This is a genomic window from Niastella koreensis GR20-10 (genome assembly GCF_000246855.1).
Taxonomy (GTDB): Bacteria; Bacteroidota; Bacteroidia; order Chitinophagales; family Chitinophagaceae; genus Niastella; species Niastella koreensis.
In genome coordinates, this window is sequence record NC_016609.1 from 4,892,441 (window position 1) to 4,908,917 (window position 16,477).

At 45.4% G+C, this 16,477-nt stretch carries 12 protein-coding genes; 5 read left to right on the top strand and 7 right to left on the bottom strand.

Annotated elements, in window-relative coordinates:
- Positions 1–3: 3 nt before the first annotated feature.
- Complete coding sequence (locus NIAKO_RS19140) at positions 4–423, top strand: SDR family NAD(P)-dependent oxidoreductase (RefSeq protein WP_014220098.1); 420 nt, start codon at positions 4–6, stop codon at positions 421–423.
- 354 nt (positions 424–777) lie between these two features.
- On the opposite strand, the gene NIAKO_RS19145 is transcribed toward NIAKO_RS19140, so the two are convergent.
- Complete coding sequence (locus tag NIAKO_RS19145; protein WP_014220099.1) at positions 778–3,675, bottom strand: glycosyl hydrolase 115 family protein; 2,898 nt, start codon at positions 3,673–3,675, stop codon at positions 778–780.
- A gap of 109 nt (positions 3,676–3,784) precedes the next feature.
- Between NIAKO_RS19145 and NIAKO_RS19150 the strand changes: the two genes are divergently transcribed.
- A complete protein-coding gene (locus NIAKO_RS19150; protein WP_014220100.1) occupies positions 3,785–4,867 on the top strand; it encodes an acyltransferase family protein in 1,083 nt (360 codons plus the stop codon).
- A gap of 1 nt (position 4,868) precedes the next feature.
- Here the strand turns inward: NIAKO_RS19150 and NIAKO_RS19155 are convergent, their stop codons facing one another.
- A complete protein-coding gene (locus NIAKO_RS19155) occupies positions 4,869–5,690 on the bottom strand; it encodes an aldo/keto reductase (protein ID WP_107685590.1) in 822 nt (273 codons plus the stop codon).
- 98 nt (positions 5,691–5,788) lie between these two features.
- Between NIAKO_RS19155 and NIAKO_RS19160 the strand changes: the two genes are divergently transcribed.
- The gene (locus tag NIAKO_RS19160) at positions 5,789–6,712 is read left to right on the top strand and encodes a DUF6438 domain-containing protein (protein ID WP_014220102.1); all 924 of its coding nucleotides are present in this window, start codon (positions 5,789–5,791) and stop codon (positions 6,710–6,712) included.
- Here NIAKO_RS19160 and NIAKO_RS19165 read toward each other — a convergent pair.
- Positions 6,660–7,607, bottom strand: a complete 948-nt coding sequence (locus NIAKO_RS19165) for a nitrilase family protein (protein WP_014220103.1) — start codon at positions 7,605–7,607, stop codon at positions 6,660–6,662. The two genes, NIAKO_RS19160 and NIAKO_RS19165, sit on opposite strands and share 53 nt — an antisense overlap.
- A 52-nt stretch (positions 7,608–7,659) precedes the next feature.
- Positions 7,660–8,454 (bottom strand): helix-turn-helix transcriptional regulator, encoded by a 795-nt coding sequence (locus NIAKO_RS19170; protein WP_014220104.1) that lies wholly within the window; start codon positions 8,452–8,454, stop codon positions 7,660–7,662.
- 138 nt (positions 8,455–8,592) lie between these two features.
- On the opposite strand from NIAKO_RS19170, the gene NIAKO_RS19175 reads away from it, so the two are divergent.
- On the top strand, positions 8,593–9,438 hold the full coding sequence (locus NIAKO_RS19175) for a DoxX family protein (protein WP_014220105.1): 846 nt from the start codon (positions 8,593–8,595) through the stop codon (positions 9,436–9,438).
- Positions 9,439–9,678: 240 nt separating this feature from the next.
- A complete protein-coding gene (locus NIAKO_RS19180; RefSeq protein ID WP_014220106.1) occupies positions 9,679–10,167 on the top strand; it encodes a GNAT family N-acetyltransferase in 489 nt (162 codons plus the stop codon).
- A gap of 164 nt (positions 10,168–10,331) precedes the next feature.
- Here the strand turns inward: NIAKO_RS19180 and NIAKO_RS19185 are convergent, their stop codons facing one another.
- The 3 genes from NIAKO_RS19185 to NIAKO_RS19195 form a co-directional block, all read right to left on the bottom strand.
- The gene (locus tag NIAKO_RS19185; protein ID WP_014220107.1) at positions 10,332–12,341 is read right to left on the bottom strand and encodes a SusD/RagB family nutrient-binding outer membrane lipoprotein; all 2,010 of its coding nucleotides are present in this window, start codon (positions 12,339–12,341) and stop codon (positions 10,332–10,334) included.
- Between the two features lie 22 nt (positions 12,342–12,363).
- On the bottom strand, positions 12,364–15,477 hold the full coding sequence (locus NIAKO_RS19190; RefSeq protein ID WP_242675461.1) for a SusC/RagA family TonB-linked outer membrane protein: 3,114 nt from the start codon (positions 15,475–15,477) through the stop codon (positions 12,364–12,366).
- Positions 15,478–15,705: 228 nt separating this feature from the next.
- Positions 15,706–16,455, bottom strand: coding sequence for a DeoR/GlpR family DNA-binding transcription regulator (locus tag NIAKO_RS19195; protein WP_014220109.1), 750 nt, complete (start codon positions 16,453–16,455; stop codon positions 15,706–15,708).
- Positions 16,456–16,477 lie beyond the last annotated feature (22 nt).

Below are 16,477 nucleotides of genomic sequence, written 5' to 3' on the forward strand. Positions count from 1 at the left end.
TATATGAACAAAACAATACTCATTACCGGGGCTTCCTCCGGTATAGGGGAAGCTACGTCCCTGTATTTCGCCCAACAAGGCTGGCAGGTAATTGCCACTATGCGTAATCCCGAAAAGGAAAAAGACCACATCAAAGAGCCGAACATTTTTGTTACCCGGCTCGAGGTAACAGAACCGGCCTCTGTTGAAACCGCCATTCAACAGGGCATTCAAAAATTCGGGAAGATAGATGTGCTGATCAACAATGCCGGCTATGGTCAGCAGGGACTTTTTGAAGCGGTGTCGCCAGAAAAGATCCAGGAACAGTTTGATGTGAATGTATTTGGGTTAATGCATGTAACCCGGGCTATGTTGCCGCAGCAGTTACGGATGGCACGCATCGTTTGCGGTACCTGGCCGGTCCTGATATTGAACAACTGGTGAATGCACGCATCGGCAAAACCGACCAGGAATACCAGGATTTTCTGCGGGGGATCTGCAGGCCGAATGCGTTTACAAATTAAACGGCTTCAACCCGGTTGAGAACCATTTTAGCATCGCGACTTGTCGGGATGCTTTTTGCGTTGAAATATGCACTCACTGTTCTACAAATCCCTTTACATTTTCATGGATATGTTTTTTTCCTGAACTGTACCGGTAGTAATGTTCTTCAACGATACGTTTTCAACAGGCAATTCCTTTTGTCCCAGGATCCTTGATTCAAATTTTAAGTTGCCGGCATGGATATTTTCCAGAACAGACAGGCAAATCGTAATGTCTTCATGTTTTATATATTTTTCAATATCTATTATGCCAGTTAAACGGTGTAGTTGCCGGAATAGCGCTGTATGCTTTTTTTAACCCACCGAAATCAATGCGGATCTCATCCACGATAACACCTGGATCTATTGCATATATTTTCAAAGTGTGTTGGCCTTTATTAAGATGTGGGATCTGAATGGTGCGCTCAGCCCGGTTACGTAAAACATTCTCTTTCCATTCCTCACTTCTGCCCACAGTTTTAAAGTCAACTACGGTAACCGGTCCATCATCGACAGATACTCCGTACCGCATACTGAAATTATTATTGAGCGGTTGAGTGGGTATGGTATAAACCGTAAGCTTTGGCGCCGCGGGTGTATAATTATCAAATTTATAGACAAGACTGGCACTATCCATTTTTATGCCTGAATCCCGGGTTTCGGATAAGCGGGTCACCTCGAACGTAGCTCCTGTATAGCCCATATCTATCATTGACATCCACCAATAAGCATTCCCACTGTGATAGACTTCGAGATCCATTGCATGAATACAAACATATCCGTTATTCTCTGCATACTCGCCCCAATCAAAATCACCACGTCCTTTACCAAACGGTTTATGACATCTGACCATTACTTCCTTTTGTTTGCCGCTTCCTGTAAAAATGATCCTGCCGGTCAATTCTTCCTTCTTCCCAACTTTATCCCAATCAACGTCTACCCAAATCCGCACCTGGTTCTTTCCCCATTCCTTACTTAACGATCCGCTTTTTTGAGAAAGCCTTATCCAGGTTGCAGAAACACTGACCTTCCATTCAACAGGTTTGTCGTCATTCAAAAAAACATCAATAAAGAACCGTTGTTTGTTTACATTATCGAAGTCTGGCAGCATTGTACCATTACCCGGTATCAATGAGGAATCTTTTGTAACAAAGCCTTCCGGTGCAATGCTCCAGCCAGCCGATCTGTCAATAGTAAATGCCGGGATTTCCTGCTCCTGGTAAACGGGCAGGTTACGCGGTTTCATCGACATTATATTCTTCCATTTGCCACCCGACAACACGTCGTTATAATAATCTGTTTCTTTTACGATGCTATCATAGGCAGCTTTTGACTGTGCCGCGTAATCAAAAGCGCTTAACCTGTTCTGTTTGGCGTAGTAGATGGCTTTATCGCGGTACAGGAATTTTTTATTCATCCAGGCAGCGCAGACAACCGGGTAATAGATCAGTTGATAAAAAGCGGCCCTTGCACTTGTATCAATAGTCAGCCGAAGTTCATTTACCTTTTTTACCAGCGTATCATACCTATCCAGTCGTTTTTGCGCTTCATCGCCATAATAAAAATGATTGTATTGCGTAGTGGTCGTTTGCGTAGTAGGTTCTGTCCGGCTCCAGCCCAAAAACTCCGGCCTTCGTTCAAATGCCAGTTGATAATATTCTAACATTAATCTTTCAGCATTGAAGTCATTTTTTACCTGCCAGAATTGGCGCCAGGTTCTCCACGGCGCAGCCTCCTTTGGAGGCAGTGAGTCAAAAGCCATTTTCAAAAAAAGTTCAATATTATATTCGAGCGGTTTTATATCCCCCACATTCAACACCCACAATTTGGTGGCGCCTGCCCGCCGGGCCTTATCCATTTCTTCATACATCAATCCCGGATGGGTAGAAGGCAGCCAGAGATAATCATGCGGCCGGCCCCAGTAAGAAGTATGGTAATAAACACCGGAACCGCCGGAGCGTTTTTGTTCCTCTGGAGTACTTAAACGCTGGATGTACCCATAATTATCATCGGGCCATACCAGCGTGATGTCATCAGGAATTTTCAATCCATTATCATAAATATCCAGCACTTCTTTATATGCGGTAAATACCTGCAGAATAGAATCTGTTTTTACGCCCCGGTATTTTTCCAGCAAACCCCGCTGATCTTTTATGATCTGCTCCAGTAACGGTACGGCCTCTTTGGCGCTTTTTACACCCTCCATACCGCTGTCGTGCACGCCCCGCATGCCCATGGTATAAATAGCTTCGAGGGCAGTTGATTCTTTTACCCGGCTTTCCCAGTACTGATACACCTTGTCTTTATTGGTGAAATAATTAAAGGGCCCCATCTTTTTTTCGTCCCACTCGCTTACATTGTTACGCAACATCGGCTCGGCATGGGAGGTACCCAACACAATGCCATACTCTTCCGCCATCTTTCTGTTTCCCGGATAGCTAAAAAAGGCTTTGGTACTGGGGTGCATGGCAGGCCAGATGAGATTGGCTTTTAAGCGTAATAACAACTCAAATACTTTGGCATATGTCTTTGGACCTATATCTCCGGTTTCGGGTTCAAATGTTTTGGCCGCCCAGGGTTGCAGTCCCCAGTCTTCATCATTGATAAAAATGCCGCGGTATTTCACCGTAGGTGGCCTGGAGATCTCCGGAGATAATGTAAACGTCAATTCCTTTCGTGGCTTCACCGGCACATCGGCCCACCAGTACCAGGGCGATACGCCCAATAATGATGAAATGGAAAAAACGCCAAAGGCTGTTCCGCGGGTGTCGCTGCCCGCAATTACCAATGCGCTTGAAATAAGGCTATTGGGATTTTCAATTACCATGGTTCCGTAACATTCCCACCTGCCACGTACACTATCCAATGCTGTACGGTTGCCAACAAATTCTTTTATGAGTAAAGAAGTAATATTTCCAATTACAATTACATTACCTTTTGCATTAGCCACATCCGTGATAACCGGTGGCTGGTTACCGGTTACCATCTTTATATCATTCGCCAGTAAATGTGCGGTGATAGAATCCAGTTTAGGTCCGGAAGGACTGTACAGGATCTGTAACCCTTTTCCCTTATCGGTGAATGAAAAATCCTGTGCCCGGGAGAAGCCCGGTAATAACAGTAGAAACAGAAATGTTCTGTAGAATAAATTCATATGGCAATTATGGGAGGTGAAATTACAGTACTTCATTCACAAACCAGCCTGTACTGTCCGGGGTGCAGGCCAATAGCCAGGGTTTGTGTATATTCGTTTCTTTACACCAATGGGCGACTCAACAATCAACCTTCCTGCTGGCCTTCAACGCCCCGGCTTTCGCGCGCTGGATGGACTCAGGGGCGTTTCCATCGCCATCGTAATAATAGCCCACACCTTCACTCCTTTTTTGGGCAGTAATTATGCCGGCCTTATTGGCGTCTATGTGTTCTTTGTGATCAGCGGCTTTTTAATAACCACCCTGCTGCTTAAAGAAAGACTGCAATATGGCAGCATCAGTCTTAAAGGCTTTTATATTCGCCGTTGCCTCCGCATTCTGCCGGTTGCTTACGGCTTCTTACTCGTGTTGATTTGTTTGAATTATATTTTCAGGCTGGCCATTCCAGGCCGGTCCTTTATAACCTGTTTCCTGTTTATAAAAAACTTACCCGTTCTTCAAAATTTCGATTGGTATACCGGACATTTCTGGAGCCTGGGCGTGGAGGAACAATTTTACCTGCTATTCCCCATCTTACTTGTAACGCTGAGTGTACGTAATTACAAAAGATTAATAGTTTGTTTGATCGTTATTTTACCAATTTTATCATACATCCATACCAAAAAACTGGATACTGATGTCCCTGGATTTATTTATGATGCAATAAGCTGGGTGGTGAATTTATTTGGGGGCGGAACCGTGTTGATCCTGACAGGTTCTCTTTTTTCCATTCTGCTGTTAACCCAAAACAGGTTTATCACCTTCGTTAATGACAAGGCGCCTGCAATTAGCTCCTTGCTGTTATTTATAGTTAGCAGCATTCTCTTATATCCCACACTGCCCGCAACGGTACGCTTATTTTCGGTACCGGTCTTTGGCTTTATAGTAGCCTTCGTGATAATTCTTAATTTAAAAGAAGAAGCTATTTTCGGCCGCCTGCTGGAATATGGGTGGATGAAAAAACTGGGGGTCCTTTCTTATAGCCTGTACATCTGGCAGCAACTGTTCACCTACAAACAACCCTGGCACCATGCCGGCAAGAATGGCTGGCTGTTATTGTTAAACCTGGCAACGCTTTTGATCGTTGCTATTTTATCCTATTCATTGTATGAGAAGAAATTTCTCAATTACAAGAAACGTTTCAAAAGAGTATAGTTTATAACGCCCATACAAAGTCCAGCATTTTTTTCCTGGCACGTTCATCAGGTAATGTCCCCTCGCCTGCTTTCATATTATCGGCCATGTGTTTGGCGTTGGAAGAAGCAGGGATCACGCAGGTTACAGCAGGATGCCCTATAATATATTTCAACAGAAAAGCGCCCCAGCTTTCAATACCTAAATCGGCTGCCCAGCCAGGTAAGGGTTCGTTTTTCAAATGTGCAAACAGCCGCCCCTGGCCAAATGGTCTGTTGATGAGCGTAGCCACGCCCAGTTCGGCTGCAACGGACAGTAACTGGTCTTCCGCGTCCCGTTCCAGCATGGAATAATTGAACTGCACAAAATCAATGGGCTCGGTGCGCATTACCTTTTCCAGGTCATCGTAACTACCGGAGGTGTAATGCGTAATGCCGAGATACCTGATCTTTCCGGCTTCCTTCCATTCTCTTAATACCGGCAGATGCGTTTTCCAATCGGTGAGATTATGGATCTGCATCAGGTCAATCACCTTGCGACCCATCAGCTCCATGGAATGTTCCATTTGCCTGATGCCATGTTCTAACCCTCTTGTCCAGACCTTGGTAGCATAAAATAATTCATTGGCAAAGGGCGCCTTACCGGTAAGCATACCTACCATTCGCTCGGCATTGCCATACATGGGCGAACTATCCAGCAGGCGGCCGCCTCCCTGGTAAAAGATGTTCAGAACGTTTGCCAGTGAGTCGATAGCCGTTTTATTATTGGTATCAAACGTGCTGTACGTACCCATCCCTATTACGGGAATGGTTTCGCCGGTGGAGGGAATTGTTCTGCTGATCATGAACGATGGATTAGGAATCATTAAAATTAAGAAAGATTATTATTCCAAACTTATGCACTTTCCCCATTTTTGCATCTGCTATTACAATACAGGCTCCCATGAAGCACATTACCACCCTAATAATTTTATTGTTGACGTCGGCATTTGCCATTGGCAATGAGATCGATAATTTAAAAACGAATGAAGATGTGCAGGAATTCCTCTGCAAAGTAAATAAATACCTGGATGACATATTCCATACCGTCAACAAAATCCCCGACAATTCTCCTTTTGGAAAAGGGAAATTCTTTAAACTTGACCTGGACCAGAATGGCCTTACCGACCTTGTTGTGAACGGCAAATATCTGCTGGCTGTAACCGACAATGGGAACGGCAAATTTCATATTCACAGCATTGATAAGGGCGCTTTTACCCTGTTCAAATACACGTTAACAGATATAATCAAAATCAACAAAACACCATTACTTGTAATCAAAGGCTACCCCGGCAGGCTGTCGAACAGAGATACTACCACAAAAGACACCCTGGTGCTGCGACCAGGTGGTTTTGCAGAATATAATCCTGCTCCCGATAAATTGACAATTGAAGAGATCAATTTTGAAACCAGCGGCTGCTATGGAGAATGCCCTATCTTTGAGTTATCTATCAAAGCCGACAAAAGCGCCAACTTCAACGCCATTGAGTACAACGATAAAAAAGGAGAATTTAAAACAATTATAGACGACTCCACCTACCTGCAACTGATAGCAACGATCAACTACATTAAGCTCCCTTCACTTAAAAACAAATACCGGGTAAATTGGACCGATGACCAAACTGTAACGCTGGAAATAAAATATAACAATGGCCAGATTAAAAAGATAGAAGATTATGGCGCCATTGGCACATTCGGCCTGGAAAATTTGTATGACCAATTGTTTTCTTTAAGAGGTACGCAGCATTGGAATAATAATGGTCACGGTCCGGTCCTTACTCGTCCTTCCAGGCCACTTTTTGTACCGCAGTATGGGGCGCTGCAATAATGTGGCCATACAATTCAGGCCGCCGGGCGTTTTTATACCGGTAACCGCCCGCCTGCGTTAGCTTTTGCGGTGTTAATGTGGCAATGGCAAGATCATTCCCTAACTGGCGGCACTCGGCCAACACATCCCCAAACGGATCGAGGATCATGCTGCACCCATTCTTTAACTGGTCATCATCCATTCCTACCGGGTTGGAGAAAACGACATAAACGCCATTATCGTAGGCCCGTGCAGGTAACCATTTCATCAGCCAGCTCCGGCCTTTCAGTCCATCAAACTCCGCCCGCAACAAGGTAGGATCTTCTTCCCGCTTTTGCCATAGTTCCGGATCAACAAAACCAGCACCTGGCCGGGGTGAAGGCGTGCACATGGTTACATGCGGCATAAAAATAATATCGGCGCCCAGCAAAGTGGTGGCCCTTACATTTTCAATAATGTTATTATCGTAACAGATCAGGATCCCGCATTTCCAACCCAACAGGTCAAATACCACGTATTCATTACCGGGTGTAAGGTGCGGATTGATGAACGGATGCAACTTGCGGTATTTGGCCATCAGCCCATTTTTATCTACACATACATAGGCTTTGTGTAAGGCGCCGCTTGTAGTTTTCTCGAACAACCCGGCTAAAATAACTATGTCCAGTTCCCGGGCAATGGCTGTCAATGACTGCATGCTCTCCCCTTCGGGAATTAACTCAGCAATGGCAGTAAGCTGCGCTTTATTGAGGTGGCGGGCAAATGTATACCCGGTAACAGAACATTCATGAAAGGCAATCACCTGGGCGCCCTGTGCCCTTGCCTGTGCCGCCATTTGTCGAATAATACTCAGGTTATACGCCTTATCATCACTGCGATTTTCAAATTGCGCCGTAGCGATCTTTATTGGTTCCATATAGCAAAGCTAGCAGGACTCAATGGGGGCAGATTGTATAATTCCGACAATCTTACAACCGGAGGAAATTCAGGGCCAGGGGATGCGCCTGGGCATGATACTGATGCGGAGTGATGCCGGTATATTTTTTAAACTCTTTTATAAAATGCGCCTGATCAAAATAACCACTATCATACGCCACGCCGGTTAATAGACGTCCCGATATCCGTTGCATTCTTTTGGCACTATGGGTAAGCCGGATAACATCCACCAACCGTTTTGGGGTTATACCTATATGCAGTTTAAATTTTCTTTCCAGTGTTCGTTCATTCACCGGCAATGATTTGAGCAGTGATTCTACAGATACAATCCCGTGCCGGCTGTTTATATACTGCACCGCCTGAACGATCAACGGATCAGGATTGGGTTCTTTATCGATCGCCTGCAGGAAGAAGTTATCCAGCAATCTTACACGGTCATGCACATCCTGTGCGTTTGCTAATCTATTTGTTATTGTAGTTACCTCCCGGCCTAACACTTCCGCTGCCGGAAACAAACCATTCAACCATTCTGTTGCCGGTATGCCCCATACATGATAAGCCGCATAGGGTTGCAGCACTGCCACCACCCAGTTGATGCTGCCGGTAAGTAACAAATCGTGGTAGGTGCTTACCTGTCCGTATACCCAGCAGGTGTGTTGGGCAGGAGCCGCATCTGTAGTGCACAGCGTTGCATTATTAAGATTAAAGACCAACCCGGTATTGCCATCTGCAAACAACCGGTGTACACTGGCTGCAGTTGACGCACCATCCAGCACCAGGTAGTGCCTGACGAGATTGGTCAGAGCGGGATGTGGCCGTAATTGCATGAAAGGAGGAATTGATCTGTAAATTTACCCCAATACGGTAAAACGATTTCCTGTTTATTGAGATTATTTAATAAATTTAGCAGAGCTGCTACGAGGTATGATATAAGTATAATTCAACATACTTACAAACTAACCAACATGATCCCTGCTTATTTACGACAAGCCAGCATTACAACCGCACGCATTTTCTTTGGCATTGGCATAATGGGTATTGGCATACAGCATTTCATTTATTCGGCATTTCGCCCGGTCATATTGCCGGCCTGGCCTCACTGGCTGCAAACACCTGTGCTTGCCTATTTGATTGGCGTTGCTATTGTCGCTGCCGGCGCATTGATCTTATTAGGCAGAAATAAAAAAAATGTTTCCCTGCTGCTGGGCAGCTTTTTATTGTTTTGCCTGGTATTTATTCAATGCCCTTACATCCTCTTTGGTCAACCTAACTCCCCTGCACACCTTGGTTTATGGACAGACCCGCTTAAAGAACTGGCCCTTTCGGGCGGTGCTTTTGTTATAGCAGGGATCTCAGCCAACTCCCCTAAACAAGCCACATTTTCGGTTATCGAAAAACTCGTCCCATTCGGAAAATTCTTCTTTGCCACCACCCTGTTGTTGTTTGGCATCGATCACTTCTTTTATACTGAGTTTGTCGCTACCCTGGTGCCGGCATGGGTGCCCGACCATACCTTCTGGACATACCTTGCCGGGGTTGCCCTGATAGGTACCGGTACCGCTATTATTTTAAAGATCAGGAGAAGAAGAATAGCCCTGCTGGCAAGCGCCATGCTCTTCGGCTGGCTGATCCTGCTTCACATTCCCCGCGCCATGGCCGATCCTTATGGGGCAAAGGGCAATGAAATTACCAGTGTATTTGAAGCGCTTGCGTTTAGCGGTATTGCACTGGGAATTGCGGTTATGCAAAAATCTGTAATGAACAACGCTGCTGTTACAGTAACAAGCACCAAAGCGGTGGCTGTTAATTGATATTTACCGTTACATCCCTGTAATGCATCGTTTCCGGTCTGCAATGATTCGTTTCCTGGCTGCAACGAATCGTTTTCAGCCTAAAGAGACCTCATTACAGGCCGTTATTATACCAAAACAGGCAAACAACGATCCATTGCACACTGGAATCTCCCTGCATTTTTTTTATTCCATCTGATCTACCGTACTCCCCCGTTTCTGCTCCTGTTTATTGATTATTCTCCTTATTACCTTTGCACTATGAGCAACGGACATTCCTTTATTATAAAAAAAGCAGCTACTACCACAGACTTTGAAAACGGAAAGCTACTGTTTCTTCAATACATTAAATCCCTGAGTTTTGAACTGAGCTTCCAGGATGTTGACAGGGAACTGGAAGAAATTCATCTCGAATACAATGGGCCTACCGGGGTGCTGTTACTGGTTTATGATTGGGAGAAAGCCATTGCCTGCGCGGGGGTCAGAAAGATTGACGACAAGATTTCAGAGTTAAAAAGAATGTTTGTTGACCCCGCCTATCGTGGCCACCAATTGGGTAAGCAGCTGCTGCAACTTTCGCTCGATGAGGCCAGGCTGTTAGGTTATAAGGCTATCCGCCTCGATACTGTTCCGGAAATGCAGGCAGCCATCAAACTTTACACAGCGGCTGGGTTCTACCCCATTGAACCTTACCGGTTCAACCCCATGCCAGGAGCTATTTATATGGAGAAAGCACTAAACGCTGGCTAAAAGCTTAAGGCCGAAGGCTAAAGGCTTAACGTTGAACGCGGAAGGCTGAAGGCCAAAGGCGAAAACCACCCATTCGCGAGTAAGCGTTAAGCCTTCAGCGTTTAGCGTTAAGCAAAAAGGCCCCCGGACAATTCGGAGGCCTTTTAATTAATATTTACAACATGTTATTTACCAATATATCCATTATATTCTGCATCCGTTGCGCAATCCCACCAAACAGGCATACTCCAGATGTTTGGATCTGTTGCATGTGAGTTCACAGCAAGGGCATTGTTTAAGTTATAGTTTAATTCAAGCGTTGTTGGTAAAGCCCAGCGGCGTGACCAATACCGGGGATCTGTTGGGGTGCCGCCAGTATATTGAGCGCCGCCTGAAAATAAGGGCCCGCGCTTATAACCGGGATAAACCACGCCAAAAGATCCTACATTACCGGCGCTGAAATTAAACCGGCGCATGTCGTTATAGTTTTCAATACTGCAACCCATGGCAACATATTTCTGCAGCATAATGTCCTGCATAGTCAGATCGCCTGAGCCTGCAAGGGCAGCACTATTCATATAAGTAGCGATGGCAGTCGCATCCATGGGCGTCATATCGGGATTGGTAGCATTGAACCCTGCGGCCTTCCAGGAGGTGAGCTTGGCCTGCATCATATCCAGGTGCGCCTGAATAGCGGCTTTATAAGCAATATAAGCATTGGCAACATCACCCTTTCTCATCAGCACTTCCGCCTTGATAAACTGCATTTCGTGATAGGTAAGAATTTCCTGGTCGCTAACCGGGCGAACCTGGAAGGAACCGGTAGAAGCTACAGCGCCAGCACTAAACGCAGCAGCAGTAGGATACCAGCTAACATCCTTTTCCCCCTGGGTGGCAATGCCTGATGTAGCCAATGCACTGCTACGCATATTTACATACACTGTATCGCCCGCATACACGTAGTTGTTACTGTTTATATACAGGGATCCTGCTTTGTAGGTAACTGTTACAGTATCTGCCACCACCGAATAAGTACGTCCGGCCGACACCTGCGCAGCAATAAAATTCGCTTTGTCTGTAGCGTTGCTGATGGTGTATTTCAGGGATGTATTCGTAGCGGCATAAGTGGTTGATAAAATAGATGCAGGGCCACCTTTTACCAGGCGGGTTGCCGCTTCGTAAGAATCAACGCCTATTGAACGAAGCCAGGTATAACCTGTAGCCCGGCCATTGGCATCTAATTGCACACCAGCCATGGTAGCCGGTACAATTTTAGTCATGCGGGGGTCTACCACACCGGCGCCACGCATATTGGTCAGCAGGTCGTAATAGTATTTTGTAATGCGGTTGGCGCTGCCATACGCCGCATAATCGAAGTTACCGTTTGTTACCACCGGATCGCCCAGCAAATAATCGGTTACGGTACTGTTGTTTAAACCGGTGAGCACCACATTGTCGGCAATGCTTTGCGGCCCTTTAGACAAACAATATAAAATAGAGTCTGCATTATACAGGTCTGCTTTTTTTGACAGCTTAAGCATATAGCGGGCTTTCAACCCCCAGCAAAGTTTTATCCACTTGTTTACATCTCCATTGTTCCACATGTCGCCGGCTGCCAGTTTGGGCGCGTTGGCATCCTGCGTCCTGCTGAACAGATCGATGGCCTCATTCAATTTTGCCATACAACCGTAGTATATGGTTTTGCCATCATCATAGGCAGGGCTTGGGTTTTGGGTTAACGCCTGTGTATAAGGCATTTCACCATAGATATCCAGCATTTCCATAAAACCCAGTGCATGAAATACATCAGCTGCAGCCATATAATGATACGCATTCTTTTTCTGGGCTGAACTATACAGATCGCTCAAATTGGAAGCTACCTCTATAAACCAGGTTTGATACGGCGTGATATTAACAGAGGTACCTGGAGCCGACATGGTAGTGCTGAATGCATTCACATTACCGGTGGCAGAGGCAGTTGTGCTATAATAAATACCGGATATGCATGAGGTACGGAAATTGGTAACCCCTGCGGTATAACAATAAAATTTCTGGATCCATGGCAACCGGTTTTGCTCTGCTGCGGTAGCATTGCTAGGAGTACTCGGGTCAACATTTACATCCAGCCACTTTTTACAGGAGGTTGCACCCATTGCAAGCAGGCCACCTAATATTATATATTTAATACTTCTCATAGTTTTCTTTTTAGTCATTTGGTTAAAAGGTCATATTTACCCCTAAAGTAAAGCTGGCAACTGCGGGCACACCCAGGTAATCGATCCCGGTTGAACCTGAACCGCCTGTTCCGCCTGCTGCGCTTACTTCAGGATCCATTCCTTTGTAGTTGGTCCATGTATGTAAATTGTAGCCTATTGCCGTTGCAGAAATTTCTTTGAAGATCTTCTTATTCTTCAACATACTGGTGAAGTCATAGGTTAACGACAGGGAACGCAGTTTCACCCAGTTTACCGAAGTGATAAAATTCATTGAATTCTGGACGTAGCTACCTACCCCGCTTTCTGTACTTGACCAATACCGTTGGATGATATACTTACCTGAAACCGTTTGGCCATTAATCACATATGACTTATCTGCCTCGTAAGTTTGATCAAAATCAGCGCCTGTTACGGCGTTAACACCGGTTACAGTTACCGATTGGCGGTTATTCAACAGGGTCTTCTTACTTAACCCGTTCAACACCATAGCATAGTCTGTTCCGTTATACACATCGCCACCCTTGCGGACGTCGAACAACACTGATAAAATAAAATGCTTGTAGCGGAATGTATTGTTAAAGCCAGCCAGCCAACTCGGTTCGCGGTTACCCACGATCGGGTTATTGGTGTTGGTCTTATATAATCCTGTTAAAGGATCAACCAGGTAGCGGCCATTGGGAATTTCTTTTTTGTTGGCATCTGTTTCACGCAACAGCGTAGTACCGGTCATACCCAGGAAATAACCGCCATTGGGAATGGAGGCTGCTTTTACTGATCCGAACTGGGCATCTGTAGGATAAAAATAGGACACCCCGGGCAGGAAGTTCCCCAATCTGCCTTTGTTATAGGAGAAGTTCAGCATTACATCCCAGGTGAAATCTTTCTGGGAAATGGCTTTACCGGTAAGGGCTACTTCCATTCCTTTGTTAATTACAGAACCTGAGTTGATCGACATCAAAATGTACCCGGATGTATTGGATAAACGTGGCGAGGCAATCTGGTTCGAGGTTTCGCTGTGGTAATACGTATAATCCAAACCAATCCGGTTTTTCAGGAACCGCAATTCACCGCCAACTTCCCAGCTATTCTGAATTTCAGGCATTAAATAGGGATTTCCCTTGGTGTATTGGTTACCAACTCCAACAAAGGATCCGTAGTTGATCGGGCTGTTCAAATAAGTAGAGGTAACATATGGAGTCGCATCTTTACCAACGCGCGCCCAACTGGCACGTACCTTACCAAAAGAAAGATAGGGAATATCGGGTATCAACTGGGTAAATACGAATGAACCGCTGATAGACGGATAAAAATAAGACCAGTGATCCTGAGGCAATGTAGACGACCAGTCGTTACGGGCGGTGGCCGTTAAAAAAGCAATGTCTTTATAAGAAACGCCTACTTCGCCATAGGCACCTACCAACCGTTTTTTGCTTACGTTATCTCTGAAGAATTGATTCGTTGGCGCGAAGTTCAGGAAGCTGATGTTGTTGGCAGAAATAAAATTGTACCCCCAATGGTTCTGGCTGGTGCCATCGGTATTCTCTGAAGTGGTTCCCAACATCAGGTGCGTATCAAAACCTTTAAACGTTTTATGCCAGTTACTCATTAATGTGGTGGTAGTATAGGCATAACTAACCTGGTTTTTGCTCAGGCGGCCGTTCTGATACATTTGTATTACTGCCGAACCAGGTGCTGTATAGGAATAATCATTCGTATAATACTGGTCGTAACCCAGGCGCGCTATCACATCCCACCAGTTGGCAATTTTGTAGCTGGCGTTGATGCCGCCGGTGATACGTTTTGTTTGTGAGGTGAGTCTATCTTTATTAACGATCCAGTATGGGTTGTCTACATCGCTTTCCAATGGAAGCGCTCCGGCCAATTTACGATATTGCGTACCATCGGGGTTTTGATAATTACTCATATTGAATACCTGCGGCCAGGTATAAACAGCGCCCATAGCCCCATTACCTCCGCCACCATATAAACCGGAAGTAGTTAATGTTCTGTCGGTATTGGCAACAGAATAAGCCACATTGGCGTTCAGGGTAAGCGCACCATACTTCTGCTCGCCATTAAACCGGAAAGTAGTTTTATTATACCCGGTGTTTGGCAAAATACCGGTTTGTTTAAAATTAGAACCCGATAAATAAAAAGAACCATTCTTTGAACCGCCCGATACGTTCACGTTGTTATCATACGTAATACCGTGCTGAAAGAAATCCTTGATATTGTTATAGATCGTATCTGATGGACCAACTGGCAGGCCCCAGTTGCTATAGGTATTCGTATTAAGCACCCCATTGATGGAAGGATAACTACCATTGGCAAACTGGGTTTGCGCTTCAGGCAATTTATTCGCCCAGCTGCTGACTACTTTACTGGCCACACTCACTTTTACCGTGCCTTCGGCTCCTTTCTTGGTAGTGATGATGATAACCCCATCAGCCGCCCGTGATCCATACAACGCTGCTGCTGCTGCGCCCTTCAATACCGACAGGCTTTCGATATCTTCGGGGTTAATATCCATCACCCGGTTTGAATACGTGGTATTACTGCGGGTAGCTCCATCAGTACCAGAATTACCGGTAGGTTGAGTGGAGTTATCATAGATAACACCATCCACTACAAATAAGGGCGAGTTCTGCCGGTTTTCTGAGGTAGAATTACCACCGCGAATGGTGATAGAGGCGCCGGCTCCCGCTGCACCACTAAACTGGGTAACGTTTACACCAGGCACTTTACCTACCAGCGAGTTTACCACGTTGGTGTTTTTATTTTTCATCAACTCTCCTGCGTTCAGCTCGGTAACTGAATACCCCAATGCTTTCCGTTCTTTTTTAATGCCCATCGCTGTAACCACCACATCCTGCATCTGGCCGTTATCGCCCATCACCATGTGTACCTGCATACCTGCAGTGGCTTTTATCTTTTGTCTGGAATAACCCACATAGCTGAATTCAAGCATAGCGCCTTCTTTTGCCGTAAGGGTGAATGCGCCTTTCATATCGGTAACGGTGGCATGGCTTGTGCCCACCAGCGTAACTGTTACTCCTGGCAGTGGTGTACCATCTTCTGCAAGCACGGTCCCGTTAATGGGAACTCCTTGTGCCATCAGGGTGTTTGTAATCATGTTAAGTGTTGCAAACATGACCAAACTAAATAGCTTCCATTTTCTCATACTATTACTTTTTGGTTTTTTAACTGCCTGTAGCAGCCTGGTGAATTTTCTCATACAGTTTTTTTGGGTCAATGAATCTGTGCTTGAATAGGGAAAAGGCTTTTCTGTTCAACTAATATTGAACGTGTTCAGAAAGCATCGTTTTCATAAGTCATGATATGGTTATAAAACCTGGATCCCCAGCTCGATATACGGCCTCAATCTGGGATCGTCGGGTGGAAGCTCTGTAATAAGCACATCTATTTGCTGAATATCACAGATATGGATAGGTTGTAGCGTATTGATCTTTTCAGAGATGGTTAAACAAACCGTTTTGCGGGCCGACTGGATCATTGCCTTTTTCAATTGCACTACTTCCCAATCGTTGTCGGTAGTGCCATGTTTAATATCAATAGCGTTGATGCCTAAAAAGCACAGGTCGGCATTGATTTGTTTGATCTTGGCAATGGCTTCGGCGCCTATGGTGATCTTTGAGTTTTTTGAAATGCGGTCACCGATCATAATAACATCGATGCTTGGGTGTTGCATGTATTCCAGGATAGCCGGAATACTGCCCGACATGAACGTGGCTTTTAACTGGCGCGGCAATGCACGGGCCAGTTCAATGATGGTAGTGCCACCACTGGTAAGCACAAACATGTCGTTTTGTATAAGGGCCGCCGCTTTATGGGCGATTATCTTTTTATGGTCTTGTGAATAAACGTTGTCGGCCGGGTAATGTACCTCGTTGAAGGAATGGCTCAGCGCTCCGCCATGTACTTTTATGATCTTGCCTTCATCGGCCAGTTCCTGCAGGTCCCTGCGAATAGTGTCTTCCGATACCCTGATCTCCTGGCTAAGCAGCGACGATAGCACTTTATTGTGCAGGTTCACCTGATGCAAAATATAAGCCTGGCGCTCTTTTTTAAGCATATACGGTTAGTAGTGGTTGTAT